The organism is Streptosporangium sp. NPDC005286 (assembly GCF_040607515.1).
Taxonomy (GTDB): Bacteria; Actinomycetota; Actinomycetes; order Streptosporangiales; family Streptosporangiaceae; genus Streptosporangium.
In genome coordinates this window covers 14,997-41,944 of record NZ_JBEXGU010000077.1, presented here as the reverse complement: position 1 = coordinate 41,944, position 26,948 = coordinate 14,997, and the positions used below count along the sequence as shown (strand labels likewise).

Here is a 26,948-nt window from a genome sequence, read left to right as displayed (position 1 = left end):
GTGCCCGCCCCCGCCGCGCGGACATCGAGGCCGGGCATGCGGCCTGGAGGCCGGTCCCGCCCCGCGCCCGCCCACCGGGGACGGGCAGACCCCGCCGCCCGCCGCACCAGCCCACCCGCCGCAGCCAACCGCACCCGCCGACCGTCAACGCGCAGCCACCCAGGCCCCAGACGACGAAATGACGTACACCCGCGTAGTACGTCATCCAGAAGACGTACCGATCCCGTGATGGCTAACACCCTGCGCTAGGCCGCTCCGACTGGCAGGCCCCAACCGCTACGCGGCCCCTTCGGGGTGCTTTGCATTGGCGCCGGCCCGCTCCGCTCCGTGATCTTGAAAAGGCGCCGCGGACTCATGGAAATGATCTTTATCGCCTGCCGACACAAAAATAGGAGGGGCGATCGCTGTTCGATCGCCCCTCCCCGTACTCCATCCGGCACCCCGTCCCTGGGGCAGCGCCATTCGTGATGGGAGATACGGGCGAACACGGATTCCCCCGCACCTCACACCACCCATGGGGCTCACCTCTGGCGGACAGCGGGGAGGTCTCCACGAGCGCCCTCAAAACTCAGGAGACCTCCCCGGCCCGGTGCGACGGCGTATTCACGTGGGGATGACGCACCGCCACACCAGCTCAAAGAGTCAGAAGGCGAGCCGGAACCAGACCGCGCGACCTATCTCCGGGTCATGATCAGAGCCCCAACCGCTGGACAGGCGATGGACCCAGTCCAGACCCCGCCCGCTGAGACTGTCCTCACCCGCTGGCCGCATCGCCGGAACATTGACCGACGATCCCTCATCGATCACCTCGATGTGGATCACGTCCCTACCCAGTCCCACAGCGACCGTGACCAGCCCCTCAGGGTCAATGCCCGAATCACTGTGCAGGATGCTGTTCGTCACGACCTCGCTGACCAACAGCCTCGCCGTCTCCAGGACCTCACCCGAGAAGCAATGCGGACTCAGCAGATCCACCACCCACTTACGAGCCTGCCCCGCCGACTGCACCTCACCACGGAAATTGCGAGTGCCCAGGACACACAGCCCATCCCAGCGCTGGAACATCGCCTCTACCGCGCTGTAGATCTGTTCCCGGCTCACCTCGCCGCCGCCTTGAGAATGCACCGCGCCGCGTCCTCGTTGAACGCATCGACCCGCTGAGTACGACCCCGCCCCCAGGTGAAGACCCACACTCCGTGCTGGAACAGGGTGGTCACCCGCACCGACCCCGCCTCACCCACCACCACACACGGCTCCGAGGTCACGGGGAGTTCCACCCTCGTCGCCACACCCAGATAACGGAGATCCCAGGCCAGCCGGACAAGATGGATGAACCGGTCCTCCAGCGGATCTTTCACGACTGGTCGCTGTACGACAGCGGACGCTTTGTCCCGCTCCCCTGTCGTCGCTTCACTAGAGCGCTCGGCTCTAGGATGATCCATGGATCGCACCTCCAGCGTGCGGTCAAGGGACCCGTACGGCGTGTCAGCGCCTACGGGTCCCGCCTTTTGCGGCCCTCTCTCGTCATCGCCCGCCAAACTGCACAGATGGGGATGAACGAGGGGGACAGGTAGGATTTCTCTTTGTGTGAACGGCCAAACCCACTCTGCATGTAGCAAGGGTGAGTTGGAAGGCCAGAAAGCGAGCCTGTCAAGAGGCAGATTGGGGGCAGATTCGGGATTTGCCCAACGCGCTTTCCCTGGTCATGCTTGAGGAGTGCGCCGGAGAGGAGGCTGGTCATGACCGAGCCGAACGCCCAGCTACGCCAAGCACGAGAGCGTATAGAGTCCCCGAATGTCGCCGGGGAAGTCCTGTCGCGGCAAGAGCTTGCCGATATGGTCAACGCCTGGATTTACGAGCACCTGAAGCGCAAGGCATGCCTTAGCGCGAACTACGTCGGCAAGATGGAGCGTGGCGTCCTACGTTGGCCCAACGACGATTATCGTAAAGGACTGCGTGCCGTACTGGGCGTGAAGACAGACGGTGATCTTGGCTTTCGTCGGCCGCATCGCGTGCCAGTGGTTACTACGGTGACGGACGTGGATCGTAAAGAGTTTCTCCGTACGGCTTTCGGGGCCGCCGCCGCAGTGGCCAGCCATTCATTTGTCGAACTGGCAACGCCAAGCGAACCGACCCGAATACCAGCCGTTATCAGTGCTGCCGACATCAAGGCCGTGCGGAACATTGCACAGGTATTTTCCACTTGGGACCATACCTATGGTGGTGGACTAGCCCGTGAGGCCGTGAACAGCCAACTCCGCTACTCGGTTGAACTCTTGGGAGTCCGTTGCCCGGCGCGCCTGCAATCCGACCTCTACTCAGCGGTTGGATTTCTAGGGCATGCGTCAGCATTTATGGCATTCGACGCCTACGCTCACGAGGATGCCAAGCGGATGTTTCGTCTGGCTTTGGTATGCGCGGAGAAGTCCGGGGATTGGCATCTACGGGCAAAAGTGCTATCGAGCATGGCCCGGCAAGCGATTTGGTGTGGCGACCCAGACACTGGCCTAACCCTGGTTGAGCTTGCATTGGTCCGCGCCGACCGACTCACCCCCGCAGAACGGGCGATGTTGCTAGCCGCCCGTGCCCGAGCATTGGCCAAGCTAAGGCGCACGCAAGAAACGCTCAGCACAATTGGCATGGCGGACCAAGAGTTCAGCCGACTAAGGGCCGACGAAGAAGCGCCATGGATGCGTTACTACGATACTGCCCAGCACGCCGGAGACACCGGGCATGCGCTGTTTGACCTCGCCATACACGGTCAGTTCGTCAGCGAGGCATCTAATCGGCTCTCCGCCGCCATAGCCGGTCACAGTGACACCTATGTGCGGTCTCGGGCAATCAGCGGAACCAAGCTCGCATCACTGACCATGGCAGTAGGCGACACCGAACAAGCCACCGTAATCGGCATGCGGGCGCTACGAGACGCGGGCACCGTACGCTCCCGCAGAGCAGCCGATGATTTGCGTGAACTCCACAAGTTCGCCGCCCCCCACGAGCGCATAACCGAAGTGTCAGAACTACGGCACTACATCACTGACCTGGTTTCCGGCTCATGACCCAGGTGAGCACTCCAGGGGATGAGGCACTCAAGGCTCTACACATCGCCTGCCAAAAGGTCGGAATCGACGCATCCAGTGCGGAGCCCATCCGTCTCAGCGAAAACGCCATCTACCGGTTACCACATAGAATCGTCGCGCGGGTCAGCCGGGTCGGCCAAATTCAAGCCGCCGCAAAAGAGGTTCATATAGCCCGTTGGCTGGAAGCTTCCGGGATGCCTGCCGTACAGGTCATCCCTAGTCTGGATCAGCCCGTTGAGGCGGACGGCAGGGCCGTGACGTTCTGGCGGGAGTTACCAGCACATGAGTACGGCACCTCTTTGAATGTCGCCACCGCACTACGAGTGTTGCACCGTCTGACTCCTCCGGTACATTTCGAGCTTCCCCCGCTGGCTCCGTTTGTGCGGCTCGCGGAACGAATCGATCATGCTCACATGTTCACGCCCGAAGACCGTAAGTGGCTGCGCAAGCACTTGTCAGACCTTAAGAGCAGGTATGCCGAGTTGCCGCCAGGGTTACATAGCTGCGTGGTGCATGGAGACGCCTGGGTCGGCAACGTGTTACTCGCCAGCAACGGTCGCGTGATCCTAGCTGACTTTGAGCGCACTGCCTTCGGACCGCCGGAATGGGATCTGGTATCCACTGCAATCAAGTACGGCACCCTTGGCGGGATCTCCAAAGACGAGTACACCGCGTTTGTCGAAACCTATGGCCATGATGTTATGAGCTGGGCAGGTTTTCCGATTCTGCGTGATATCCGCGAACTTCGCATGGTCACTATGGCGGCCCAGATCGGCATGGAAGACGCAACGATACGCAGTGAGGCAATTGCTCGACTAGCCGCGATTCGCGGTGAAAGTGGCCCTCGCCCTTGGAAACACTGGCGACCTCTGAGCTGACTGGAAAAGCGCCTCCGGCGGGGGCACTCAGCTCCGGGATGATCGCCAGCGTGGGAGCTGTGGGAGGTGGAGTGGCTGAGGTAGGGGCCTGATCATCCCGTCCGCCACGCCCCAGGCAGAGCCCAGCAGCCCGCCTCCTACGGATCAAGCCCGTCTATGACCATTGGCATCCGATGATCGAGGAACGGCGACCGGCAAAGGGACACGCGAAGACGGGCTTGATCCTCCGTCCCCGGACCGCTGCCCTTCGGGTGGGTCGAGGCAGACGGGATGATCAGGCTAGGGGGAGTATGTGGAGGTAGTGGTGTGGCTGAGCTTCAAGCCCCTTGACCTGCGGATATCTATAACGATCAGGCTGCAAAGATGTGCCCCAGCTTGATAGTCGGCATGGCGACGACGATCCGGAAGGGCGGCATGGTGACGGATGGGCCGTTCATCGAGAGCAAGGAGGTGTTCGCCGGGATCTTCCCGGCCGAGGCGAGGGACCTGGACCAGGCGATCGCCATCGGCGAACCGCCCCCAGCATGGAGGGCGGTGTCGAGATCCGGCCGCTGTACGAGGAGTGAGTGTCTCGAACCCGCCCGTCGGCCTTGCGATCCGGCGGTGCCATCCCCGCTCCCGGCCCTCGCGTCCGCGAGTCCTGTCTCACGACTCGGTGTCCAGGGCGTCGCGGGTGTCCATGAGGGCGAAGCCGAGCAGGTTCAGGCCTCGCCAGGTGGTGGCGGAGGTGGCGCGTTCGTCGTCGGCGGCCAGGCCGATGCCCCAGATCCGGTCGACGGGGCTGGCCTCGACCAGCACGCGGGCCCGGGTGCCGAGCAGGAAGTCCTTCAGCTCGGGGTGCTCGCCGAATTTGGCGATGTTGCCACGTACCACGATCCCGTAGCGGTGCTCGTTCCAGATCGCCTCGTCGAAGCCGCGGACCTCGCGGCCGAGTTTCTTCGCCTCACCGGGGTACTCGGCGGCGAGGACTCGCGTGGCGGTCTCGTCGTCGCCGAACAGCCACGCCTTGTGCGCCATCATGTAGTGCTCGGCGGACCGGAAGAGGTGCCCTTCCGAGGTGAAGCCGATCTCCCACCACTGGCTGAGGCATCCGGCGCCGACCCCGCCGCCGCGCGCCGGCCGGTGGCCCCAGAAGAACAGGTAACGCAATCGCTCACCGTCCCGTTCGGCGGCGATGGCCTCGGCGACCGAGCGGGGAAGTCTGCTGAGATCGGACACCGGTACACCGTGTCATGGTCTGTCGCCGTCCGGCCAGTGGGTAATCGTTCTGGCCGTGACGGCGAGATGGCTCTGATGACTTCTCATAAGTCCGGGAAACACGGCCGAAGCGGGACTGCTGATGATCTTCGCGTGATGTCGCGCGGTGGCCGGTCGTCTGCTCCGGTCAGGTCGCCGGTCGGCAACGACATCACGCGGTGGGGTTTTGAAGCCCGTCGCCTCGGGTGGCATCATGATCAGCGGACACCCTTGCCCCCGGAGGAACAGTCATGATCTCCGCCTGCGTGATCAGGAGGCGGGCGGTGGTGCGCTTCCGTTGTGGAACGGGTTCTCGGGCAGGCGTTCGGGGGTGACGAGCAACCGGATCACGCCGGCCTTCACCTGCCACGCGTGCCAGACGATCCAGCCGCGTCCGACCCGGTCCGCGGGTAGCGGCTCGAAGGACAGGCCGCCCGTCTCCTCATCCGTCCGAATGAGGCTGAACACCGCGGTCAGCTCGCGCTTGCGCGCCTCGGCCAGCATGTCGTGCACGGAGCGGCCGTCTCTCAGCCGGACCCCGGCGAACATCTCACCCGGGGTCAGGGCCGCGTCGAAATTCGCATACTCCTCTCCCGGCTTCGCCTGGCGCCCCAGCCTGACATTCACCCCGCCGGCGAAACCTGCGGGGATCCGCATCACCATGACGCAGTGGCTGCTCCGTCCCGGATGGCATCCCCCGGGCGCCGTCTCCACCGAGAGGGCGACACCCCCGAATCGGGGGCCGGAAGGGTCTGGTGTGCCCTGCGGGTCGGGGGCGAGAGAGTCCTTGCCGGTGATGACCATCCCCAGGGTCTTTCCCACCGCGCCCGGCGAGACGGGCACCGGGCGCAGATCGACGTTCAGGCCGACCGCGTGGAACGCCTCGGTGTACCTGTCGTAGTCGGCGAACGGATCCTTGATGCGGGCGACGTACTGGTCACCTTCCCGGTGGATCTCCACCGCGGAGTTGGCGTAGGAGGTAGCCGCGCCACCCCCGTCCTCCAGCAGGCTCGGCCCCACGACGATGCCTGTCGCGAGCACGACCGCGGCGGCCAGGATCGGCGCGAGACGGCGGGGGCCGCGCGGGAGGAGACCGGGGCGACGGGCACGTCCCGGCTCCAGGATCGTGATCGAGGTCAGCAGCGCCCGTGCCCCCGCACCGGACGCGTGGCCGTCCGGCTGCCCGGGTTCGATCCGGGACAGCGGCCTCAGCAGCTCACTGATCTCATCGGCGTTCCTCACAGCGACCTCCCCGCCGGAACCATCCGGCTTTCCGTGGTGGACCGGACACCGGCTTCGTCGAGCGCGCGGGAGAAACGCCTGCGGGCACGGTGCAGCCTGATGCGTACGGCGTTGCGTGACAGACCCAGCATCGTGGCGATCTCCTCGCGTCCCAGCCCCTCCCAGGCGACCAGCGAGAGGAGCTCACGGTCGTCATCGGACAGGCTCCCGAACACCTGGGCGATCACGCTCAGCTCGACGCCGCTGTCGGGTGAACTCCCGTAGAGGTCGGCCATCTCGGTGTCGAGCTCGACGCTGCGCTGCCGGTGCCGGGCCGCGCTCCTGCGGTGGCCGGCCAGCACCTTGCGCGCCACGCCGTACAGCCAGAGCCTGGCCTCCGGTCCCGGTGGCAGCTCGCTCACCCGGCGCCAGGCGATGGTGAAGGTCTCCGCCACGACGTCGGCCGCGTCCTGCGGCGAGTCACAGCGGCGTACGGCGTAGGCCGTGATCTGGTGGTATGTCTCTCGGTAGACGGCCTCGAACCTGGCCAGCCAGTCGTCATCCACGGGCGCTTCCCAAGGCAGGTCTCCTTCGCGGGTACGAAAAGTGGACACTCCCTACATGGCGCGGGCGGCCCCATCATTTCGCGCGGATTCCGGAAATCTTCGGCGTGTCTTCCTGCCGTGGCTCACCGTCGCCGACGTCGACAATGGGGCATGCCTTTCACACTGAGCCATACCGTTGCGATCCTGCCGCTGCGGCGCCGGCTGCCCCCCTCGGCATTGGCGGTAGGTGCGATGGTGCCCGATCTGCCGTACTACCTGCCGTTGCCCTTCTCCTCGAACACCACCCACGGCTGGCCGGGCGGGTTGCTGGTGGCCCTGCCGGTGGGAGTCGCGGTGCTCGTCGTGTTCCACCTGCTGCTCCGCGCGCCGTTGACGGCGCTGGCCCCGCAAGGGTTACGTGATCGGCTACCTGATCGGGCGCCCTCCGGGATCGGGATCGCGGTGCCGGCCGCGCTGCTGACCGGTATCGCCACGCACCTGGTGTGGGACGGGTTCACCCAGGTGGGCGGCTTCGCCGTGGTGCACTGGCCGGCGATGCGCGTCTCGGTCGTCGGAGCGCACCGGGTGTTCAACGTGGTGATGTACGTCAGCTCGCTGGGCGGGCTCCTGGTCCTGGCCGGTTGGTTCGCGCTGTGGTACCGGCGCGCCGCCGTACGGCCGGGACGATGGCCCGGCGTGACGGGACGGGTGCGCGGGTGGGTCCTGGCCGTCGGCGTGGGCGCCGCCGTCCTCGGCGCGGCCGTGCTGGGGAGCGGCGACCGTGCCGCGGTGAGCCTGTACGACCTGGTGCGCTGTGTGATTCTGGGCGGGATCGGTGGGTTCGGCGCGGTGATGGCCGGTTACACGGCCGCGTGGCACGTGTGGTCGGTAGTGCGCTCCAAACAGTGGGGTCAGGTCTGAGGGTCCAGGTGCGTCCTGACCGCTTCGAGCACCTGGCTCTTCGACGGGTTCACCATCGCCTTTCCGGCCACGGTCACGGTTGGTACCGTCTCGTTCCCGTCCGCGACCGAGCGGACGAACGCCGCCGCCTCGGGATCTCCCCAGATGTTGACCTCGCTGTAGCGCAGCCGCGTGAAACGCAGGCGCGTACGCAGCCTCATGCAGTACGTGCAACCGGGCCGCCAGTAGACGACCACGCCCCGGTGGTCGGCGTCCTGGTACGACGTGGCCCGGCCTCGGCGAGGCAGGTTCGTGATGACCAGCACCACGAACGCGATGATGAGGATGAAGGTTGTGGGGGACATGGGACAAGTATCGCAAGTCCGCCCACCCGGGCACCCTCACCTCCCGCGGACGGGTAGTGCTCAGCCGATGAGCAGGGGAGCCAGTAGTCGCAGCTGTTCCAGTTGCTGATCGAGTGTCCGGGCAAGGGGTTGCACGGCGACGTGGTCGGCGCCGGCCGTGTGGTGGGCGCGGACACGTTCGGCGACGGTCTCCGCGTCCCCCGTGGGCACGATCGCGTCGACGAGCGCGTCGCTGCCGCCTTCCTCGAAGTCCGCGTCGGAGAAGCCCAGGTCACGCAGGTTGTTCAGATAGTTGGGCAGGGCCAGGTACAGGGCCATGTAGTGGCGCGCGGTGGCACGGGCGCGCTCGGGGTCGGTGTCGACCACCACCGCCTGCTCGGGTGCGAGGACGGGGTCGGGGCCGAGGATCCTTCTGGCCTGGGCGGTGTGTTCGGGGGTGACGAAGTAGGGATGCGCTCCCTGGGCACGGGTCGCGGCCAGCTCCAGCATCTTCGGGCGCAGCGCGGCCAGCAACCTCGGTGCCTCCTCCGTCAGGGGCGCGCTGAAGACGGTGGCGTCCATGGCGTCCAGGTAGGCGCGCATGGCGGACACCGGTCTGCTGTAGTCGTGCCCGCGACTCGTGACCAGCGGGGCGTGGCTCACGCCCAGGCCCAGGACGAAGCGCTCCGGCCACGCGTCGGCCAGGGTTCTGGCCCCGTTGGCGGCGGCGGTCGCGTCTCGTCCGTAGATGTTGGCGATGCCGGTGGCCAGGATCAGGCGCTCGGTGGTGCACAGCAGGACCGCGGCGTTGGCCAGGGCTTCCTTGCTGTTCGGGGTCTCACCGAACCACAGCGTGGAGTAGCCGAGCCGCTCGATCGTGGTGGCCGCGCGCCGCGCCTCGGCCGCGGGCACCGCTGAGATCGACCCCAGCCACACACCTGTGCTGCCGAGGCGCCGCTTGAGCGCGGGCAGATCCACCGGAGGCGGCACCGTACGTTCGGCCATCTTCGCGTACCTTCTTTCCGATCCCCTGCCAAGATCGGCGGAGGATCCCCACGTTCGCCGGGTGCCGCGGAGCGGAGAGCTCCAGGCCGCCTGGCTCGGCGGCCCGGCCTCCGTCACCGGGGCGCAGCAGGTTCTGTACCCGGTCGCGGGTCGGGGAATCGGCTGCCGACCTGCCATGAGCAGGGAAAACCGTCCTCTCGGCGATCTCCATGCCGGAGTGGTGCGCGGTCTCGCACGATTTCCCCGCTCACGTCGCGAGGGCCAGGCGACGCCGGCGGAACCCCCGCACGTCGCTCATGTCGGTGAGAACGCGGTCGAGTCGTGCGGCGCGGGCACGGAGTGGACACCTCTGGCCATCGACCTTCGGCGGATGAGAGGTCGTACCCGAGTGTCAACCGATCGGTTGAGGTGATTTCGAGCGTGATGGGCGATGTGTCGGACCGTCGCCCACCGGGATTCTCAAGGTATGACGATCATCGAAGTCAGCGGGCTGCGCAAGGCGTACGGGGGCAGACCCGCCGTGGACGGGGTGTCCTTCGCTGTGCAGGAGGGGGAGATCTTCGGGATCCTCGGCCCGAACGGCGCGGGCAAGACGACGACCGTGGAATGCGTCGAGGGACTGCGGGTGCCCGACGCCGGCACGGTCCGGGTCGCCGGTCTCGACCCGGTCTCCGAGCACGCACAGGTGACCCGGTTTCTCGGCGCGCAGTTGCAGGAGAGTGAGCTGCAGGCGAAACTCACCGTGCGAGAGGCGCTGGAGCTCTACAGCGCCTTCTACCCGAGACCGGCCGACTGGCGCTCGCTCGCCGACCGGCTCGGTCTCACCGACCGGCTGGCCACCCGCTTCGGCAAGCTCTCGGGCGGTCAGAAGCAGCGGCTGTTCATCGCCCTGGCCCTCATCGGCAACCCCAGGGTCGTCGTGCTCGACGAGCTCACCACGGGCCTGGACCCGCGCGCTCGCCGCGACACCTGGAAGCTCATCCAGGAGGTCCGGGACGGAGGGGTGACCGTCCTGCTGGTCACCCACTTCATGGAGGAGGCCCAGCAGTTGTGCGACCGCGTCGCCGTGATCAATGCGGGCAGGGTCGCCGCCCTGGACACCCCGGCGGGACTCATCGGCCGCACCGCGAACTCGACGGTCATCTCGTTCACGCCCTCGCGGCCGCTGGACGACGGTGAACTGGCCATGCTGCCCGCGGCCACCTCGGTGGAGCGGAAGGGCGACCGGCTGGTCATCAACGGGACCGACGAGACGGTCAACGCGGTGATCTCACTGCTCGCCCGGCATCAGATCACCGCCCGGCAACTGCGCGTCGCCGACGCCACGCTGGACGACGCGTTCCTCGACCTCACGACAGACCTCACGACAGACCTCACGGAACAGGAGGACTGACATGTCCGCATCCACCGCCGTGCTGAAGTCCGAGACCAGGCTCTTCGGCCGCGAGCTCGGCAGCCTGTTCTGGATAGTCGTCTTCCCGACCCTGCTGCTGACGATCCTCGGCCTGATCCCGTCCTTCCGGGAGGCCGACCCGGAGCTCGGCGGCCTGCGGGTCATCGATCTGTACGTCCCCGTGGTCGTGCTCCTCGCCATGATCATGGCCGGGCTGCAGGCCATGCCGCCCGTCCTCACCGGCTACCGGGAGCGTGGCATCCTGCGTCGCATGTCGACCACCCCGGTGCGGCCCGTCTCGCTGCTGGGGGTGCAGATCGTGCTGCACGGCGCGGCCGCCCTGTGCGCGGCGGTCGTCGCGATGGCCGTGGGCCGCCTCGCCTTCGACGTGGCGCTCCCCGGGCAGCTCTTCGGTTACGCGCTGGCACTGGTCCTCACCACGCTCGGCGCGCTCGCGATGGGAGCGACGATCGCCGCGTTCTCCCGCACCACGAAGATCTCCGCCGCCCTCGGCTCGGCGGTCTTCTTCCCGGCCATGTTCACCGCGGGCGTCTGGTTTCCGGTCCAGGCGATGCCGGATATCCTGCGGCGCATCGTCGAGTTCACCCCGTTCGGGGCGGCCTCGCAGGCGCTGAACCAGGCGGCGGCGGGTGACTGGCCCGGTTGGTCGCACCTCGGTGTCACGGCACTGTGGACTGTGATCCTGCTCGGTGCCGCGTCACGCTGGTTCCGTTGGGAGTAGCGCAGATAAGGAGGGCCGCGCGGATGGCGGGCGACACGACTGCCGAGAAGTGGGGGAACCAGTTCTTCCGCTGGGGGCCGTACGCTCTGCTCGGTCTCGCCAGCCTGGTCTCGATCGCCTCGGGCGACATGCTGATGACCCGTGACGAGAGGCACGCGGCCTTGGCACTCGCCGTGGCCGCGCTGGCCCTGCAGCTGTGGTGGAGCGGCACCGGTCCCGGCCTGTCCGAGTACGACATGGTGGGCCGGGTCTACTACGTCGCACGCCTCGCGCTCGGCTCCGTGCTCACCTGGCTGAACCCGTTCTTCGCCATCTACGTGGTGATCGGCTACTTCGACGCCGAGCGGCTGCTGCCACGCCGCCAGATGTACGCCGGACTGCTCGCCACCGCCGTGACCATGGCCGGTTCGCAGTCCGGCGGTATGCCGCCCGCCGACGGAACGCAGTGGGTCGCCTTCGGCGCGCTCTTCGCGCTCAACGCCTCGCTCACCCTCGTCTTCGGCAGCATCGGGGTCAAGGAGGCCGGGCACGCCAGGGCGAGGGCCGCCACCATCGCGGAGCTGGAGGGTGCCAACACCCGTCTTGAGCAGGCAATGAGGGAGAACGCGGGGCTGCAGGCCCAACTCCTCGTCCAAGCCCGCGAGGCAGGTGTCAACGACGAACGCAGGCGCCTGGCCGCCGAGATCCACGACACCATCGCACAGGGCCTGGCCGGTATCGTCACCCAGCTCCAGGCGGCCGCCGACAGCGCCGACCCCGCGGTCGCCGGCGACCACGTCGAGCGCGCCGCGGCCCTCGCCCGCCACAGCCTGGGAGAGGCCCGCCGCTCGGTCCAGGACCTCGGCCCCGGAGCGCTGGAGCACGACACGCTGCCCGAGGCGCTGAAGAACATCGTCGAGACGTGGTCCGTCTCGACGGGCGTGCGGGCCGAGTTCACCGTCACCGGTACCGTCGAGGCGCTGCACGGTGAGATCGAGGCCACCGTGCTCCGCATCGCCCAGGAGACACTCGCCAACGCCGGTCGGCACGCCCGTGCCACGCGGGTCGGCGTCACCCTTTCGTACATGGAGGACGAGGTGAGCCTGGATGTCCGCGACAACGGCTGCGGCTTCGACCCGCACGCGCTGCCCCGGCGCGAAACCGCACGCGGCTTCGGCCTCGGCGGCATGCGCGCCCGCGCCGAACGCATCGCGGGAACGGTCGAGATCGAGTCCGAGCCGGGACACGGCACAGCCGTCTCGGCTCGCGTACCGTTGCTGAGCCATGGCTGAGCGGATCATCACCCTGCTGATCGTCGACGACCATCCCGTGGTACGCGACGGGCTGCACGGCATGTTCGCCGCGTCCGCTGACTTCGAGGTTCTCGGCGAGGCCTCCGACGGAGCCGAAGCGGTCGCGCTCACCGCCCGCCTCGACCCCGACGTGGTCCTGATGGACCTGCGGATGCCCGGCGGCGGCGGAGTCGAGGCGATCGCCGAGCTGACCCGCCGCGGGCTGCGTAGCAGGGTGCTCGTCCTCACCACCTATGACACCGACTCCGACACCCTGCCGGCGATCGAGGCCGGTGCCACCGGCTACCTGCTCAAGGACGCGCCGCGCGACGAGCTCTTCACCGCCGTACGAGCGGCGGCCGAGGGCCGGACGGTGCTGTCACCCGCGGTGGCCTCGCGCCTGGTCTCGCGGATGAGGGCGCCGGGCAACGAAACGCTCAGCGCCAGGGAGCGTGAGGTGCTCGTACTCGTCGCCAAGGGCACGTCGAATCGCGAGATCGCCGCCGTGCTGTTCATCAGCGAGGCGACCGTCAAGACCCATCTCACCCATATCTACGGCAAGCTGGGGGTCAAGGACCGGGCCGCGGCCGTCGCGGTCGCGTACGAACGCGGCATCCTCGGCTGACCGATCGCTCCTTTCCGGGCCGTCGTGCACGCGCACATGGTGTTCTCCGGGGCGTGGCCGGGTGATCCGAGTACCGCCCTCCCCGGAGTCACAGTGGCATGACAGGCTGAACGCATGGATGAGTCGACGCTCCGGCTGAGCGCTCTCGCTGTGGGCTGGGCCAAGGACGGGTACGGGATCTCGTGGGCAGCGCTGTGTCGCGGATGAGCGAGCCGATGATCTGCTCGGCGAAGGGTTGCCAGGAGGCGGCGGTGTACGCCGTGATCTGGAACAACCCGAAGATTCACCCGCCCGAGCGAGAGAAGATCTGGACGGCCTGTGAGGAGCACCGCCGGTCGCTCGCCGACTTCCTGGACGTGCGCGGATTCCTGCGCAGGGTGGACAGGCTGTAGGCATCGGCTCCGGACGGAGGGTGGAGAAGCTCGAAACAGCCGTTGCGGAGCCGCTGAGGGGCCACCCGCGGCATCCCTCGAACCGCCGGGCCCGCGCCCTTGCCGGACAAGTCGTTCGACGTCGGACCGGCGATCCTCACGGTTCATCACTGGACCGATCTGCGTGCCGGGCCATCCGGCCGGGTCCCGCGCGGGTGCTCACGGATGGCCGGGTCCGGTTACGGTGGGAGGGGTGGATGAGAATCGGGCCAGGCGGGTGGTCGACGCGTTGCGTGACCGTGGCATCAACGCTCAGCTGGCGAGAGGCGGCTACCAGTTCGGGGTCCGGGTCCTGCTGCCCGGTGGGCGTGAGGCGGACTGGGACACCGACGGTACGGCGGGGCTCGAAGCACTGGTGATGCGGAACGGGATGCTGGTCGGTTTCGTGCCGGTGATCGAGGGGTCCGAGGACTTCGACGAGGCCCAGATCGTCGACGCCATCGCGCGGACCGACTACGATCAGCCCATCGCCAGGCAGCGCGCGGTGGCACCGCCGCCGGCCGAGCCCCTGCCCCGGGTGGGCGGTGTCTTCCGCCGGTTCCTCGACGGCTTCCGCTACCGGTGACGCCGGTTCCTCCCCAACGGCTCTCGTTCGAGTGTGAATATCTCTGATTTTTCGTGAATAGTCCGGCTGGGCTTTTCCTGAAAGCTGTCAGAATTTCTCGTTCTTTGGTTTTTTTGTTGCTCCGCTACGGGTATTTCGGCCACAGAAGTAGGCCGTCATACGAATGGAGCAAATAATGGCTATAGGCGCTATTGCCCGCAAATCGGACCACTGGTTCAAGCTGGTCGACGTCAACGGCGACGGCAGGATCCAGCACAGCGACCTGCAGGCTCTGGCGGACAGGACCCTCAAGCACTTCGGCTACGAGAAGGGATCCGCCAAGGGACGCCGCCTCACGGAGGCGTACGACCGGGCCTGGGTGGCCATGGCCGAGGCCATGGACGCCGACAGGAACGAGGAGATCTCCAAGGAGGAGTTCCGCTCCTACATGGAGAACAACGCCAAGAAGGAGAACGCCGAGAAGCTCCTTCGCCCGGTGACCGATGCCGAGTTCGCGGCGGCCGACATCGACGACGACGGACTCCTGTCCCCATCCGAGTACGCGAAGCTGCTGCAGGCCTGGGGGCTGTCCAGCAGCGAGGCGGAGAAGGCGTCGGGCAATATCGACACCAACCGCGACGGCCAGATCAGCAGCGAGGAATACTTCAGGGCCTGCCGCGACTTCTTCGTCGGCGAGCTCACCTCACGTACCGGCCAGGTCTTCGGTCAGGTGAAATAGCCAGGATGAAGGGGGTGGCGGTCGTGCGGTCGGCGACCGCCACCTTTTTCACGCGGTCCTTCTCCGGCGAGTGCCGGGCGCGGCGTCACCGGGTGACGGGCAGTGTCTCCACGCGGCGGATCAGCAGATCCGAGCGCCATGGCAGCTCGTCGTCCGAGACGGCGAGGCGCATCGGCGGGCACTCCGACAGCGAGGAGATCGCGACCCCTATCAGCATGCGCACCAGGGGCGCCCCCATGCAGTGGTGCGTTCCGTACCCGAAGGACAGGTGCGGGTTGGAACCGCGGTGGAAGTCGAGCTCGCCGGGGTTGGCGAACACCGACGGATCGTGGTTGCCCGAGGGGAGGGCGGGTAGCACCTGCTCTCCCGCGCGCACCAGCGTTCCACCCACCTCCACGTCCTCGGTGGCGTAACGGGCGAAGGTGACGTGCGAGGGGAACGGTGCGTAGCGTATGAGTTCGTCGACGGCCGCCGGGATGAGCCCGGGATCCGCGCGCAGCTCCGCCAGCTTCCCGGGTGAGGTGAGCAGGAGATAGAAGGCGTTCGTCAGCTGTGTCGAGACGTTGTCGATCGCCAGCAGGATGTCGTTGACCAGTTCCTTGATCTCCGCCTCGGCGAGCCCCCCGTCCTCGGCGGGAGCGCCGTCGGGACCCTCCTCGTCCAGGGCGTGGGCGAGGACGCTGACGAGGTCGTCCCTTGGCTCCGCGCGCCGGGCGGCGATGAGCCGGTCGGTGTAGCGGGAGATCTCCTCGACCCTGGCCTCCACGACGTCGGCGGCCAGTGTGGTGCTGGCGAACCCCTCGAACCAGTTAAGGAAGATCGCGAGGTCCTGCTTGGGGATCCCGATCAGCGGACACAGCACCTCCACGACCAGTGGCTTGATGTAGTCGCCGACCAGATCGTACGGGGGAGGCGTGTCGGCGAACCCGGCCATGAGCGTAAGGGAACGCTGCTCGGCGATCGATCGGAGCAGGTGGATCCGCTCGGTGTTGAATCTGAGCCCGCTCGCCAGCACCCGGCGCAGCCGGGTCTGCTGCGGCGGGTCGGTGTTGAGGATGCTGTCCTGGAGCGGCAGGACGGTGAGGCGCGCCTCGTCGCCGCCGGTGGGGGGCGTCCGGACGAAACGGCGGTCGCGCAGCACCGAACGCATGTCGTGGTAGCGGGTCACCAGCCAGGCGTCGTCACCGTAGGGCGGGCGGACCCTGGTCAGCCCCGGCCGCTCGCGGCACCGCGTGTATTCGGAGTCGACGTCGAGACGGATGGGCTTACCGAAAGGGTAGTCGACGGGCTCGGGAATGATGTCCACGGTCTCTCCGGTGAATGACTCGGTTCGCTGGCTTGGGTTCAAGTCCGGAATCGGCCACCGCGCCGGACCTCGGCATCGCCGTTGACGCCCATCAGCCTGAGTCGGTTATCCGTTTTGTGGGCAATGGTGCCGACAGTCGTTTGGTTCACCATCCGCGGAGGCGGTCCGGCTTCCGTAGCGGGATTACCCGTGAAGCGGGAAAGGCAAAACCAAGAAAGACAGATCCGATTTTCGGTGCCCTTTGTCGACAAATGGTTTTATGGCGAAAGGGTGGTGTACCGGTACCGACGTTCGTGGAAGTGTTGACCCGAATGGGTGGGAAACCGATATTCGAGGTCGTCGACTGTGTCGGCCCCCGCTGCTACTGTTTCGCTCGGCCGGGGAATTAATTCGATCGGCAATTTGAGGTTATTGGTGCCGGTTCGGGAGGTTTCTCATTTCTGGTCTGGATGGTGAGGACTCCGAACTCCGGGTGGACGCGGGAAACGTCAGAACGGCTCCCTCGGAGATCGAGTCAACCTACAACGAGCTCGCCGCACTGGTGGGCGAGACGGCGGGACCCGACCGGCACTACGGCTTCTGGGCGGGGCCCGACGACGACACCACAATCTCCGAGGCCACGGAGCGGATGACCGACTTCGTGCTGGCCCGGCTGGACGTGGGCCCCGGCTCGCAGGTGCTGGACGTGGGCTGCGGCAATGGCCGACCGGCGGTGCGCCTGGCCCGGACATTCGGGGCACGGGTCGTCGCGATCGACATCGACCGGCAGGCACTGCGCAACGGGGCGGAGCACGCCGCGGCGCACGGGATGGCGGAGATGGTGGACTTCCGGCGCGTCGACGCGCTGGACCTGCCGTTCGCCACCGCCTCGTTCGACGCGGTGCTGGCCTTCGAGGTCACCCCGCACTTCGACATCGCCGATCTCTACCGGAACATCGCCAGGGTCCTGCGCCCGCAGGGGCGCCTGGTGGTCGAGACGCCCTACCTGCGGGTTCCGATGACGGAGGAGATTCGCGGGCGCATCGGCCCCTATCTGGCCATGCTGAACGCCGTGTCGCTCGACGCGCCAGAGGACCACCTGTCGGCGGCGCGGGAGGCGGGGATGGCGATCACCGAACTCGTCGACATCACGGAGAACGTGCGCGGTTCCTTCCCCCGGCTCGTATGGGCGCTCCGGGAGCGGCTTGAGAGCAGGGCCGGCACCGAGCGGCTGCTGGACACCTTCGCAGCCTGGGCGGACGCCACCGAGGTCGGTGGAGTGGTCATGACCTTCAACAGGATGGAGCACTGACATGGCGGACATGACAGTCATCGGAACCGGCGTGATCGGTTCCGCGGTGGTGCGGGCCTGCGCCGACTCCGGCCTTGAGGTCTCGGTCTGGAACCGCACGCCCGAACGGTCGGAGAGGCTCGCGGGAAGGAACGTCCACATCCACGAGAAAGCGGCCGCCGCGATCGAGGACTCCCCGATCGTGCTGTTCTGCCTGCTCAACTACGAGATCACCCACCGGGTCCTGGACGGGGCCGCGGCCGATCTCTCCGGCAGGCTCGTCGTGCAGAACGCCAGCGGCGTCCCCGACGACGTCACCCCGCTGCGAGCACGGGTCGAGGCCGCGGGAGGCAGATACCTGGAGGCGGCGATCCTCAACTACCCGGACGCCATCGGCACCGAGGACTGCTTCACCGTCTACGGCGGGGCGGCCGAGGACTTCAAGGAACTGGCGGGCGTGACCGAGGCGCTCTCCGGCAAGCAGGTGCGTCTGGGCTCCGATCCCGGTTACGCGAAGGCCTACCACGTCGTGTCCAGCGCCTTCTACTACGCGTTCGTCAACGGCTTCCTGGAATGCTCGGCCATCGCGGAGAGCCTCGGCGTCCCCCTCAACGACTTCGCCGAATCCGTGCCGCTCTACGACCCCGGTTTCCAGAACACGATCGGCGTCGGTCTCGGTCTCATCGCGCGCCGTGACTACACCTTCGAGCAGGCTCCGCTGACCTCGCACCTGGACGTCCTCGACAACCTGACCGGCATCGCGGAGCGGGCCGGGATCGACCAGTCCTACCTGGGTGTGATGCGTGAGCGCGTGCAGAGGGCGATGGACCAGGGCTACCGGCGCGAGCACGTGGCGGTGCTCACCGAACAGTTCCGCAGCCGCCGAGCGGCCGTCCATAACCGCTGAGGGGAAGCATGCACGGGTTTGAACCGGTCGGCGGCGCGGCCGGTGCCGGCCGCCTCTGCGAGGGGTGGGCAGAGGTGGGTGCCGACCATCTCTTCGAGAGATGGGCTGAGGTCGCGCCCGAGCGTGATGCTCTCGTCCACCCGGGCGGGCGGATGACGTACGCGGAGCTGCGCGAGCACGCCACGGTCCTGGCCGGTGAGCTCGTGGCGGCGGGGGTGCGGGCGGGCGACACGGTGGGGGTGCTGATGGAGCGTTCCTTCCTGCTGCCCGCTGCGGTCCTGGCCATCTGGAAGGCCGGTGGCGCCTACGTGCCCCTGCCGCCGTCGCACCCGGTGGGACGGAACGAACTGGTGCTGTCCGACACGGGCGCCCGGATCGTCGTCGCCGACCGGGACCCGGAGGAACTGCTGCCGGGACACGGCCTGCGCTCGGTACGGCCGGACCTCGGAAGGCCGGATCCCGCCACGGGATCGGCGAAGGGAAGCGCCGCACCGGCGACCCGGGCCGACAGTCTCGCCTACGTGCTCTACACCTCCGGATCGACCGGTACCCCCAAGGGCGTGCTGGTGGACCACGGCGGCGTGACCAACCTGGCGGAGGGGCTGCGGCTGCTCTTCGGCGACCTCGAAGGGGCCCGCGTCCTGCAGTTCGCGCCGGTCACGTTCGACGCCTGGGTCTGGGAGTTCGCGATGAGCCTGCTCAACGGCGCGACCCTGTGCGTCCCCGGGGCCGGGGTGCCGCTGTACGGCCGCGAGCTGAGCCGCGTCCTGTGCGAGCTGGACATCACCCACCTGTCCGGCGCTCCGTCGCTGCTGGCCACCCTGCCCGAGGACGTCCCGGTACCGGTCACCACCCTCACCTCGGGCGGCGAGGCGCTGCCGGAGTTCCTGGTGGAGCGGTGGGCGTCCAGGGTGCGCCTGTTCAACGCCTACGGTCCGACGGAGGCCACCGTGTCCGCGACGGCGGGGCGCTGCCGGCCGGGGGCGGGCAGGCCGTCCGTCGGACGCCCGCTGGCCGGGGTCGAGGTCCACATCCTCGACGCGGCGGGTGACCCGGTCGCGGAGGGGGAGACCGGCGAACTGTGCGTCGGAGGGCGCGGTGTGGCGCGGGGATACCTGAAGCGGCCCGACCTGACCCGCGAGAGGTTCGTCCCCGACAGGTTCGCGAGGCGCCCGGGCGCGCGCCTGTACCGTACCGGCGACCTCGCCCGGCGGCTGCCCGGGGGAGAGATCGACTTCGTGGGGCGGATCGACGAGCAGCTCAACGTCCGGGGATACCGGATCGAACCCGGCGAGGTCGAGGCGGCCCTGATGCGCCACCCGCGCGTCACCGGAGCGGCGGTGACCACCACCGGTGAGGAGACCGGAACCGCCAGGCTCACCGCGTACGCGCAGCTCTCGCGGGGGCCGGGGGTTCCCGCCGGCGAGTTGCGCGAGCTGCTCGCCGGTCAGCTCCCCCCGTACATGATCCCGTCGCTCTTCGTGACGCTGGACCGGCTCCCGCTGACCTCCCACGGCAAGGTCGACCGCGCGGCGCTGCCGAGCCCGGCGGGCGGCCGGCCGCGGCACGGCCACGCGGTGTCCTCGCGCCCGGGAGAGCGGGAGGTGGCCGAGATGGTGGGGCTGCTCCTGGGACTCGACGAGGTCGGCGCGGAGGAGAACTTCTTCGAGCTGGGCGGGACCTCGGTCGACCTCATCACCCTCCAGGCCGACATCCACGAACGCCGGGGGGTCCTGCTCCCCGTCGCCGACCTCATCGCGGCCCCCGACGTGCGGTCGCTCGCGGCACTTCTCGACACGCGCGCCGGGGATCGTGACCGGTCCGGGCGAGACCTCGCGACGGCCGCGGCGAGCAGGAGGAACCTGCTCGCCGGAAGCCGGTCACTGGAGGAACGCCGCTGGAAAGGACGACAGAGTTGAAACCGACGAACGCGGACGGCGCCGACATCGCGGGTGTCGGCGTCTCGGGCGCCGACATCGCGGTCGTCGGCATCGCCTGCCGCTTTCCCGGCGCGCGCGACGTCGCCGAATACTGGCGCCTCATCGCCGAGGGCCGCCGGGGCATCTCCGAGCTCACCCCGGACGAGCTGCGGGAGGGCGGGGCGAGCGAGGCGCGCCTCGCCGATCCCGAGCTCGTTCCCGCCGGTGGCATCCTCTGGGACGCCGACCGGTTCGACGCCTCCTTCTTCGGCTACTCGGCGCGCGAGGCGGCCCTCATGGACCCGCAGCAACGCATGTTCCTCGAAGCCGCCTGGCACGCCCTGGACGACACCGGCCACGCGCCCGACCACTTCCCCGGCACCATCGGCGTCTACGCGGGGCAGACCCTCGGCACGCACCGGGACAGGGACCGCGGGGCCTTTCTCGGCACCTCCGCGGACCTCCTGGCGGCCGCCGACGACAAGGACTTCCTCTCCACCCGGGCCTCCTACAAGCTCGGCCTGACCGGGCCGAGCATCACCGTGCAGGCCGCCTGCTCCACCTCGCTCGTCGCGATCCACCTCGCCTGCCGGGCGCTCATCACCCACGACTGTGACATGGCCCTGGCCGGCGGGGTCTCCTGGACGCCGCTGCGCAGGCAGGGCTACCTGCACCAGGAGGGCGGCGTCTGGTCCGCCGACGGCCATGTCCGGTCCTTCGACCGGGACGCGTCGGGGTTCGTCCCCGCGGACGGCCTCGGGATCGTGGTGCTGCGCAGGCTCGGGGACGCCCTGGCCGACGGCGACCGCGTCTACGCGGTGGTCACCGGAAGCGCGGTCACCAACGACGGTTCGGACAAGCTCAGCTACGCGGCACCCGGCGTCCGCGGCCAGCAGGCCGCGGTGGAGGCCGCGCTCGCGGTCTCCGGTGTCGACCCGGACACCGTCGCCTACGTCGAGGCCCACGGAACGGCCACGGCGCTCGGAGACGCGGTGGAGGTCACCGCGCTGACCCGGGCCTACCGGGCGGCGGGGGCGACCGGGCGTGGATACTGCCGGCTGGGCTCGGTGAAATCGAACATCGGGCACACCGACGCGGCAGCCGGAGTGGCCGGTTTCATCAAGGCCGCGCTGATGGTCCAGCACGGCCGGATCCCGCCCAGCCCCGTCGTCTCACCGCACCCCAACCCTGAGATCGACTTCGAGACGAGCCCGTTCCGTCTCGCGGCGGCGGAGGAGGACTGGCCGCTCACGGATGTCCCCCGCCGGGCGGCCGTCAGCTCCTTCGGTATCGGTGGCACCAACGCCCACGTGATCCTTGAGGAGCCGCCGCCGCGCCCGCCCACCGCCCCGGCCCCTCCGTGGCAGCTCGTCGCGCTGTCCGCGCGTGACGAGACGGCCCTCGCCGAGATGGCCGGAGCCTGCGCGGACGCCCTCGGTGACGTCTCCGATCCCGAGTTCGCCGACCTCGCCCGTACCCTCGCGGTCGGCCGCCGCCATCTCCCCTTCCGCCATGCCGGAGTCTTCCGCGACCGCTCCCACGCCATGGCGGAGCTGCGCGGGCGCGCGGCCGGCGGAACCGCCTCCGCCGTCCGTGCGGGCAACGCCGACGTGGTGTTCATGTTCCCCGGTGGCGGAACGCGGTATCCCGGGATGGGGCGCGAGCTCTACCACGAGGAGCCGGTCTTCCGCGCGGCCGTGGACGAGTGCCTGGACCTGCTGCCGGACCGCTCCGCCGCCGGGCGGTTGGGTGCCCTGTGGGCGGACGGGCCCGGCGCGATGCCGGTCGCCGTCCCGGACGGGGAGAGCGACCCCTCCCTGGAGCTGCCCGCCGTGTTCGTCATGGAGATCGCGCTCGCCCGGCTCCTCATGTCCCAAGGGGTGATCCCCTCCCTGCTGATGGGGCACAGCCTCGGTGAGTACGCGGCGGCCTGCGTCGCGGGCGTCATGTCGCTGCGCGACGCCCTCGCCGTCGTGTCCAAACGCGGCGAGCTGCTGGCCTCGCTGCACGACGGGGCGATGCTGGCGGTTCCGGCCTCCGAGCGGGAGGTCGAGCCCTTCCTCGGAGAGGGAGTGTGCCTGTCGGTGGTCAACGGCCCGGCGTCCTGCGTGCTCGCCGGCCCCGCCGCCTACATCGCCGAGGTCAGGGAGCTGCTGGACCGGCGCGGGATCACCGGCCGCCTCCTGCCGCTCGGCACCGCCGCGCATTCGGCCCTGGTCGACCCCGTACTCGGGGAGTTTCGCGGCTTCCTCGCCGGGATCGCGCTGCGTGCCCCCTCGATGCGCCTGATCTCAGCTGTGACGGGGACCGACGACGCCGACTTCGCCGACCCTGAGTACTGGGTGACCCATCTGCGGGCGACGGTCAGGTTCGACGCCGCACTCGACCACGTCCTGGCCGACGGGCCGAAGATCCTCGTCGAGGTGGGTCCCGGCACGACGCTGAGCACGCCGGTCCGGGTACGGGCGAGCACGGACTCCGTGGTCGTCAACGTCACCCGCCACCCGATGGAGGAGCGGGCCGACAGGGAGGTCCTGCTCCGCGCGCTGGGCCGGTTGTGGGAGGCGGGCGTCGAGGTCGACCTGCCCTCGCGCTGGCCGGAACGGCGGCTCCGGCTGCCCGCGGTGCCCTATCCCTTCGCGCCCACCGTCACCCGCCCGCCGGACCCGGTGCGCGCCACAGAGCCCGCCGCCCTCTCCGGTGCGGAACGCTCACCCGAGGGCCTGTACGGGGTCACCTGGAAACGGGCCGTGGAGGTGCCGGCGGATCCGGGGACGGCGGTGCGGGAGCACCGCTGGATCCTGCTCTCCGACTCCTCGCCCCTCGCCGAGGCGATCATCGTGAAGCTGGCGGAGTACGGGGCCACCACGGTCGTCGTCACCCCGGGACGCGCGTTCCAGCGCGCGGCCCCGGACCGGATCACGATCGACCCCGGGTGCGGGGAGGACTACGAAAGGCTCCTGAAGACGGTGGAGGCCGACGCGGCCGGACCGCTGCGGATCGTCTGCCTCTGGGGATCGCCGCCGCTCTCGCGGACCTGCCCGCCGCTGGGCCACGTCGTCGGCCTGGCCCGTGCCCTGAGCGGCCGGCCGCGGGCCGATCTCTCCCTGGTCACCAGGGGTGCCCTGGAGATCACCGGAGGCGAGCGGCTCGACCCGCGCGCGGCCCTCACGATCGGAGCCGCGGGGCCGCTCCGCCACGAGCTGGCCGACGCGCGCATCCGGCTCGTGGACCTGGATCCCGGTGACGGAAAGGAGCACGGAACCCGGGCCACGGAGCTCCTCGCCGAGCTCTGCCGCCCTTCCCGCGAGGATCCGGGCGGGGATCCGGGCGAGGACCCGATCGGCCTGCGGGCAGGACACCGCTGGCTGCGCCACTTCGAGCCGCTGCGGGTGACACCGGGAACGGGCCCCCGGATACGCCGGGGCGGAACCTACGTGATCACCGGGGGGACGAGCGGGATCGGGCTGCGGCTGGCCGGGCACCTCGCGGACACGTACTCGGCACGGCTCGTCCTGATCGGGCGCGGAGCATCCGGGGAGTTCCCGCCGCACGGGCCCGGAAGCCGGGAGGGCGAGGCGGTGACGGCTCTCCTCGCGGGCCGGGGAGACGAGGTCCTGGTACGCGGCGCGGACGTCGCCGACGCCCGGCGCCTCGGGGAGGTTCTCGACGAGACGCGGTCGCGGTTCGGCGAGATCCACGGAGTGATCCACGCCGCCGGTGTGCCGGGGGGCGGCATGGCGGAGTTCCTGACCGAGGACGACGTCGCCACCGCGTTGCGGGCCAAGACCGAGGGGACCTCCACCCTGGTCTCCGTCCTGCGGGAGGTCGGCGCGCTTCCCGACTTCGTCGCGCTGTTCTCCTCGCTGGCCTCGTTCTCCGGGGTTCCCGGGCTCACCTGCTACGGGGCGGCCAACGCCTTCCTCGACACGTTCGCCCTCTGCGCGCGGCGTGACGGCCTGCCGGTGCTGTCGATCAACTGGGACCGCTGGAACGGGGTGGGAATGGCCCGTGACATGGAACGGCGCCACCGTGAGCTCACCGGTGAGGGGCTGAGCGGCGGGTTGAGCCCCGAGGAGGGAGTCGAGGCCTTCGAGAGGTGCCTGGCGGCCCTTCCCCTGGGACAGGTGGTCGTCTCCGCCCAGCCGCCGGGGAGCGCGGGGCAGGCCGCGCGGCGCCCCGCCGTGCCCGCCGCCCGGTCACGACCTCCTCGCCCGCGCCACCCCGCCGCGCCACCCGCCGGTGGCACCGACGAGTGGAGTCCTCGCGAGCTGGAGCTGCTGGCCGTCTGGCAGGACGTGCTCGGCGTCGACACGATCGGGAGGCGCGACGACTTCTTCCTCCTGGGCGGGCACTCGCTGAGCGCGCTGCAGGTGGTCCAGCGCTGCAAGGAGCGATTCGGGGTTCAGCTTCCGGTCAAGGCACTGTTCGTCGCTCCGACGATCGAGGGCCTGGCGAAGGCACTCGCCGTGACGTGGGCGGACGGCGAGGGAGAGACCGGGGCGGGCGGTCCGCGCCCGGTTCTCGAAAGGAGTGATCTTTCATGACCGAGACGATCCCGGCGGATCAGTGCATGTGGCTGCGCCGGCGGCAGGTGCTCGCCGAGCCTCGGCTGCGCCTGGTCTGCTTTCCCCACGCCGGGGGGTCGCCGAGTTTCTACCGGGGATGGCAGGACCACCTGCCCGAGGACATCGAGCTGTCCGCCGTGTGCTACCCGGGCAGGCAGAACCGCATCAACGAGCGGCCGATCGACCGGATGGAGCCCCTCGTCGACCATGTCTGCCAGGTGCTCCTCCCCATGGCCGACCGCCCGCTCGTCCTGTTCGGGCACAGCATGGGCGCCGTGGTCGCGTACGAGGTCGCAGTCAGGCTCGCCGGGGAGCACGGGATCTCCCCGGCGTCGCTGCTGGTGTCCGCGCACGCGGCGCCGCACCTGTGCGCGAGCGACGCGCGGCGGATTCCCATCGGTGACGAGCAACTCGCCGAGCAGGCCGCGGCCGCGGATCCGGCGCTGCTGCGCTTCCCCGAGCTGATGGACCTGGCGATGATCGCGTTGCGGGCGGACCACGACCTGCTGCACGCCTACCGGCCCGCCGCCACCCCGAGGATCGCCGCTCCGATCACCGCCTACCTGGGGGCGGACGACCGGCGCGTGAGCCACGACGAGATGCGCGCCTGGAACCGCGTCGCGTCCGCGGGGTTCGAGCTGCTGACCTTCCCCGGGGACCACTTCTATCCGGTGGACGCGGAGGCGGCACTCGTCACCGACATCGTGACCCGCCTCGGCGACATCGGTGTGCGGCACCGCGACGACCCGCTCTCCCCCTCCCCGCACGCGTGACCGCCGTGATCGACGACGGCCCGCCGGTGCCGCTCTTCGTCCGCCGCTCCAGCGTCTGCCCCCTCGACCCGGCCGAGGAGTTCGCCCGGTTGCGGGCCGAGGAGCCGGTGGTCCGGGTCACCCTCTCGACCGGGGCGAGCGCGTGGATGGTCACCCGCTACGCCGACGCCCGCCGCGTGGTCGCGGACCAGTGGCGATTCAGCTCCAGGGCGGCGGTCGACGGCCCGATCCCGCCGCCGGAGCCTCCGGGAGGGTTCCCGCCGCCGCGCCCCGGCTTCTTCTCGACGTACGCCCCCCGCGAGCACGCGCGCCTCCGGCGGATGCTCAACGCGGAGTTCGGGGCCCGCCGGCTGCGGGCGCTGCGCCCGCGCGTCGAGGCCGTGGCCGACGAGCGGATGGCGGCGATGTGCCGTTCCGGGCCTGGCGCCGACCTGATCGCGGACTTCGCGCTCCCGGTCCCGGCACGGATCTTCCTCGAACTCCTCGGGATCCCCGAGCCCGACCGGGAGGGGCTGCGGCGCAATGCCGACGTCCTCCTCGACTTCACCCCGAGGCCGCTGGAGCAGGCGGTCGCCTTCGCCGAGCTGGACACCTACCTGAGCGCGTTCGTCTCCCGGTGCCGCCGCGATCCCGGCGACGGCGACGGCCTTGTCGGCAGGCTGATCTCGTCGTACGGCGCGGATCTCTCCGACGCCGAGCTGGCCGGGATCGCCGCCCAGTTGCTGCTCGCGGGGTACGCGACGACGGCCGGCACGATCGGGCTGGGAGCCCTGCTCCTGCTGCGCCACCCCGGCCAGGCCGCGGCGCTGCGCGCCGGTTCGGCCGATGTGGACCGCGCGGTCGAGGAGATGCTCCGCCATCTGTCGGTGGTCTCCTTCGGCAAGGTCTTCACCGCCGAGGAGGACGTCACGGTCGGCGGCCAGGAGATCCGGGCGGGGGAGTACGTCCTGTGCTCCCTGCCGTCGGCCAACCGTGACGCCGTCCTGGGGCTCGACGCCGACCGGTTCGACATCACCCGCGAGCCGCTGCCCCATCTCGCCTTCGGGCACGGCGCCCGTTACTGCCTGGGCGCCGAGCTGGCCAGGCTGGAACTACGGGTCTGCGTTCCCCGCCTGCTGAACCGCTTCCCCGGCCTGCGGCTGGACGTCCCGTTCGAGGAGCTCCGGTTCACCCCGATGAACGCGGCCTACAGCCTCGAATCACTGCCGGTGTCCTGGTAGCCGGTGAGCCGAATCAGCGTACGGAGGAAAG

26 protein-coding genes are annotated in these 26,948 nt (G+C 69.2%); 16 read left to right on the top strand and 10 right to left on the bottom strand.

Features of this window, described 5'->3' with window-relative positions:
* From ABZU75_RS25775 to ABZU75_RS25765, 3 genes are all read right to left on the bottom strand, one after another.
* On the bottom strand, positions 1 to 205 hold a 205-nt coding region (locus tag ABZU75_RS25775), incomplete at its 3' end, for a hypothetical protein (RefSeq protein WP_355559091.1).
* A 437-nt stretch (positions 206 to 642) separates the two neighbouring features.
* Positions 643 to 1,101 carry an ATP-binding protein gene (locus ABZU75_RS25770; protein ID WP_355559088.1) on the bottom strand — a complete coding sequence of 153 codons (459 nt, stop codon included), beginning with the start codon at positions 1,099 to 1,101 and terminating at the stop codon, positions 643 to 645.
* Positions 1,098 to 1,358, bottom strand: a complete 261-nt coding sequence (locus ABZU75_RS25765) for a hypothetical protein (protein WP_355559085.1) — start codon at positions 1,356 to 1,358, stop codon at positions 1,098 to 1,100. Before ABZU75_RS25765 ends, ABZU75_RS25770 begins: the two co-directional genes overlap by 4 nt.
* A gap of 381 nt (positions 1,359 to 1,739) precedes the next feature.
* Between ABZU75_RS25765 and ABZU75_RS25760 the strand changes: the two genes are divergently transcribed.
* The gene (locus ABZU75_RS25760) at positions 1,740 to 3,059 is read left to right on the top strand and encodes a hypothetical protein (protein ID WP_355559082.1); all 1,320 of its coding nucleotides are present in this window, start codon (positions 1,740 to 1,742) and stop codon (positions 3,057 to 3,059) included.
* Positions 3,056 to 3,958 carry a phosphotransferase gene (locus ABZU75_RS25755; protein WP_355559079.1) on the top strand — a complete coding sequence of 301 codons (903 nt, stop codon included), beginning with the start codon at positions 3,056 to 3,058 and terminating at the stop codon, positions 3,956 to 3,958. The genes ABZU75_RS25760 and ABZU75_RS25755 overlap by 4 nt, the downstream gene beginning before the upstream one ends.
* A gap of 350 nt (positions 3,959 to 4,308) precedes the next feature.
* On the opposite strand, the gene ABZU75_RS25750 is transcribed toward ABZU75_RS25755, so the two are convergent.
* The 4 genes from ABZU75_RS25750 to ABZU75_RS25735 all read right to left on the bottom strand — a co-directional run bounded on the left by ABZU75_RS25750 (position 4,309) and on the right by ABZU75_RS25735 (position 6,981).
* Positions 4,309 to 4,464: a hypothetical protein gene (locus ABZU75_RS25750; protein WP_355559076.1), complete on the bottom strand. Its 156-nt coding sequence runs from the start codon at positions 4,462 to 4,464 to the stop codon at positions 4,309 to 4,311.
* Positions 4,465 to 4,603: 139 nt separating this feature from the next.
* On the bottom strand, positions 4,604 to 5,176 hold the full coding sequence (locus ABZU75_RS25745) for an NADAR family protein (protein WP_355559073.1): 573 nt from the start codon (positions 5,174 to 5,176) through the stop codon (positions 4,604 to 4,606).
* Between the two features lie 288 nt (positions 5,177 to 5,464).
* Positions 5,465 to 6,436, bottom strand: a complete 972-nt coding sequence (locus ABZU75_RS25740; RefSeq protein WP_355559070.1) for a hypothetical protein — start codon at positions 6,434 to 6,436, stop codon at positions 5,465 to 5,467.
* On the bottom strand, positions 6,433 to 6,981 hold the full coding sequence (locus ABZU75_RS25735; protein ID WP_355559067.1) for an RNA polymerase sigma factor: 549 nt from the start codon (positions 6,979 to 6,981) through the stop codon (positions 6,433 to 6,435). Before ABZU75_RS25735 ends, ABZU75_RS25740 begins: the two co-directional genes overlap by 4 nt.
* Positions 6,982 to 7,131: 150 nt before the next feature.
* Between ABZU75_RS25735 and ABZU75_RS25730 the strand changes: the two genes are divergently transcribed.
* The gene (locus tag ABZU75_RS25730) at positions 7,132 to 7,881 is read left to right on the top strand and encodes a DUF4184 family protein (protein WP_355559064.1); all 750 of its coding nucleotides are present in this window, start codon (positions 7,132 to 7,134) and stop codon (positions 7,879 to 7,881) included.
* Here the strand turns inward: ABZU75_RS25730 and ABZU75_RS25725 are convergent.
* Positions 7,872 to 8,225: a glutaredoxin domain-containing protein gene (locus ABZU75_RS25725; protein ID WP_355559062.1), complete on the bottom strand. Its 354-nt coding sequence runs from the start codon at positions 8,223 to 8,225 to the stop codon at positions 7,872 to 7,874. The genes ABZU75_RS25730 and ABZU75_RS25725 overlap by 10 nt on opposite strands.
* A gap of 60 nt (positions 8,226 to 8,285) precedes the next feature.
* Entirely contained in the window at positions 8,286 to 9,209 is a 924-nt protein-coding gene (locus tag ABZU75_RS25720) for a TIGR03620 family F420-dependent LLM class oxidoreductase (protein WP_355559059.1), read from the bottom strand.
* Positions 9,210 to 9,675: 466 nt separating this feature from the next.
* Between ABZU75_RS25720 and ABZU75_RS25715 the strand changes: the two genes are divergently transcribed.
* The 7 genes from ABZU75_RS25715 to ABZU75_RS25685 all read left to right on the top strand — a co-directional run bounded on the left by ABZU75_RS25715 (position 9,676) and on the right by ABZU75_RS25685 (position 14,954).
* On the top strand, positions 9,676 to 10,602 hold the full coding sequence (locus ABZU75_RS25715) for an ABC transporter ATP-binding protein (protein ID WP_355559056.1): 927 nt from the start codon (positions 9,676 to 9,678) through the stop codon (positions 10,600 to 10,602).
* 1 nt (position 10,603) lies between these two features.
* Positions 10,604 to 11,344 (top strand): ABC transporter permease, encoded by a 741-nt coding sequence (locus tag ABZU75_RS25710; RefSeq protein ID WP_355559053.1) that lies wholly within the window; start codon positions 10,604 to 10,606, stop codon positions 11,342 to 11,344.
* A 23-nt stretch (positions 11,345 to 11,367) separates the two neighbouring features.
* On the top strand, positions 11,368 to 12,615 hold the full coding sequence (locus ABZU75_RS25705) for a sensor histidine kinase (RefSeq protein ID WP_355559050.1): 1,248 nt from the start codon (positions 11,368 to 11,370) through the stop codon (positions 12,613 to 12,615).
* Positions 12,608 to 13,240 (top strand): response regulator transcription factor, encoded by a 633-nt coding sequence (locus tag ABZU75_RS25700; RefSeq protein WP_355559048.1) that lies wholly within the window; start codon positions 12,608 to 12,610, stop codon positions 13,238 to 13,240. The genes ABZU75_RS25705 and ABZU75_RS25700 overlap by 8 nt, the downstream gene beginning before the upstream one ends.
* Before the next feature lie 203 nt (positions 13,241 to 13,443).
* Positions 13,444 to 13,632, top strand: a complete 189-nt coding sequence (locus ABZU75_RS25695) for a hypothetical protein (RefSeq protein ID WP_355559094.1) — start codon at positions 13,444 to 13,446, stop codon at positions 13,630 to 13,632.
* Between the two features lie 232 nt (positions 13,633 to 13,864).
* The gene (locus tag ABZU75_RS25690) at positions 13,865 to 14,236 is read left to right on the top strand and encodes a hypothetical protein (protein ID WP_350915481.1); all 372 of its coding nucleotides are present in this window, start codon (positions 13,865 to 13,867) and stop codon (positions 14,234 to 14,236) included.
* 175 nt (positions 14,237 to 14,411) lie between these two features.
* Positions 14,412 to 14,954, top strand: coding sequence for a hypothetical protein (locus ABZU75_RS25685; protein WP_355559045.1), 543 nt, complete (start codon positions 14,412 to 14,414; stop codon positions 14,952 to 14,954).
* An 85-nt stretch (positions 14,955 to 15,039) separates the two neighbouring features.
* On the opposite strand, the gene ABZU75_RS25680 is transcribed toward ABZU75_RS25685, so the two are convergent.
* A complete protein-coding gene (locus ABZU75_RS25680) occupies positions 15,040 to 16,260 on the bottom strand; it encodes a cytochrome P450 (protein ID WP_350915477.1) in 1,221 nt (406 codons plus the stop codon).
* A gap of 472 nt (positions 16,261 to 16,732) precedes the next feature.
* Here ABZU75_RS25680 and ABZU75_RS25675 point away from each other — a divergent pair, with 472 nt between their 5' ends.
* From ABZU75_RS25675 to ABZU75_RS25650, 6 genes are read left to right on the top strand one after another with little or no spacing between them, the layout of a single operon-like run.
* A complete protein-coding gene (locus ABZU75_RS25675) occupies positions 16,733 to 17,551 on the top strand; it encodes a methyltransferase domain-containing protein (RefSeq protein ID WP_355559041.1) in 819 nt (272 codons plus the stop codon).
* 1 nt (position 17,552) lies between these two features.
* The gene (locus ABZU75_RS25670; protein ID WP_355559039.1) at positions 17,553 to 18,437 is read left to right on the top strand and encodes an NAD(P)-binding domain-containing protein; all 885 of its coding nucleotides are present in this window, start codon (positions 17,553 to 17,555) and stop codon (positions 18,435 to 18,437) included.
* Positions 18,438 to 18,445: 8 nt separating this feature from the next.
* A complete protein-coding gene (locus ABZU75_RS25665; RefSeq protein ID WP_355559036.1) occupies positions 18,446 to 20,356 on the top strand; it encodes a non-ribosomal peptide synthetase in 1,911 nt (636 codons plus the stop codon).
* The gene (locus tag ABZU75_RS25660) at positions 20,353 to 24,903 is read left to right on the top strand and encodes an SDR family NAD(P)-dependent oxidoreductase (protein WP_355559033.1); all 4,551 of its coding nucleotides are present in this window, start codon (positions 20,353 to 20,355) and stop codon (positions 24,901 to 24,903) included. The genes ABZU75_RS25665 and ABZU75_RS25660 overlap by 4 nt, the downstream gene beginning before the upstream one ends.
* Positions 24,900 to 25,697, top strand: a complete 798-nt coding sequence (locus ABZU75_RS25655) for an alpha/beta fold hydrolase (protein WP_355559030.1) — start codon at positions 24,900 to 24,902, stop codon at positions 25,695 to 25,697. Before ABZU75_RS25660 ends, ABZU75_RS25655 begins: the two co-directional genes overlap by 4 nt.
* Entirely contained in the window at positions 25,694 to 26,917 is a 1,224-nt protein-coding gene (locus ABZU75_RS25650) for a cytochrome P450 (RefSeq protein WP_355559028.1), read from the top strand. Before ABZU75_RS25655 ends, ABZU75_RS25650 begins: the two co-directional genes overlap by 4 nt.
* Positions 26,918 to 26,948 lie beyond the last annotated feature (31 nt).

What these genes read in the sequence shown, in the direction of transcription:
- ABZU75_RS25665 (WP_355559036.1), top strand. Translation starts at nt 18,446, where the DNA reads ATGCACGGGTTTGAACCGGTCGGCGGCGCGGCCGGTGCCGGCCGCCTC.
- ABZU75_RS25685 (WP_355559045.1), top strand. Translation starts at nt 14,412, where the DNA reads ATGGCTATAGGCGCTATTGCCCGCAAATCGGACCACTGGTTCAAGCTG.
- ABZU75_RS25705 (WP_355559050.1), top strand. Translation starts at nt 11,368, where the DNA reads ATGGCGGGCGACACGACTGCCGAGAAGTGGGGGAACCAGTTCTTCCGC.
- ABZU75_RS25710 (WP_355559053.1), top strand. Translation starts at nt 10,604, where the DNA reads ATGTCCGCATCCACCGCCGTGCTGAAGTCCGAGACCAGGCTCTTCGGC.
- ABZU75_RS25670 (WP_355559039.1), top strand. Translation starts at nt 17,553, where the DNA reads ATGGCGGACATGACAGTCATCGGAACCGGCGTGATCGGTTCCGCGGTG.
- ABZU75_RS25695 (WP_355559094.1), top strand. Translation starts at nt 13,444, where the DNA reads ATGAGCGAGCCGATGATCTGCTCGGCGAAGGGTTGCCAGGAGGCGGCG.
- ABZU75_RS25700 (WP_355559048.1), top strand. Translation starts at nt 12,608, where the DNA reads ATGGCTGAGCGGATCATCACCCTGCTGATCGTCGACGACCATCCCGTG.
- ABZU75_RS25655 (WP_355559030.1), top strand. Translation starts at nt 24,900, where the DNA reads ATGACCGAGACGATCCCGGCGGATCAGTGCATGTGGCTGCGCCGGCGG.
- ABZU75_RS25755 (WP_355559079.1), top strand. Translation starts at nt 3,056, where the DNA reads ATGACCCAGGTGAGCACTCCAGGGGATGAGGCACTCAAGGCTCTACAC.
- ABZU75_RS25715 (WP_355559056.1), top strand. Translation starts at nt 9,676, where the DNA reads ATGACGATCATCGAAGTCAGCGGGCTGCGCAAGGCGTACGGGGGCAGA.
- ABZU75_RS25760 (WP_355559082.1), top strand. Translation starts at nt 1,740, where the DNA reads ATGACCGAGCCGAACGCCCAGCTACGCCAAGCACGAGAGCGTATAGAG.
- ABZU75_RS25725 (WP_355559062.1), bottom strand. Translation starts at nt 8,225, where the DNA reads ATGTCCCCCACAACCTTCATCCTCATCATCGCGTTCGTGGTGCTGGTC.
- ABZU75_RS25720 (WP_355559059.1), bottom strand. Translation starts at nt 9,209, where the DNA reads ATGGCCGAACGTACGGTGCCGCCTCCGGTGGATCTGCCCGCGCTCAAG.
- ABZU75_RS25730 (WP_355559064.1), top strand. Translation starts at nt 7,132, where the DNA reads ATGCCTTTCACACTGAGCCATACCGTTGCGATCCTGCCGCTGCGGCGC.
- ABZU75_RS25750 (WP_355559076.1), bottom strand. Translation starts at nt 4,464, where the DNA reads ATGGCGATCGCCTGGTCCAGGTCCCTCGCCTCGGCCGGGAAGATCCCG.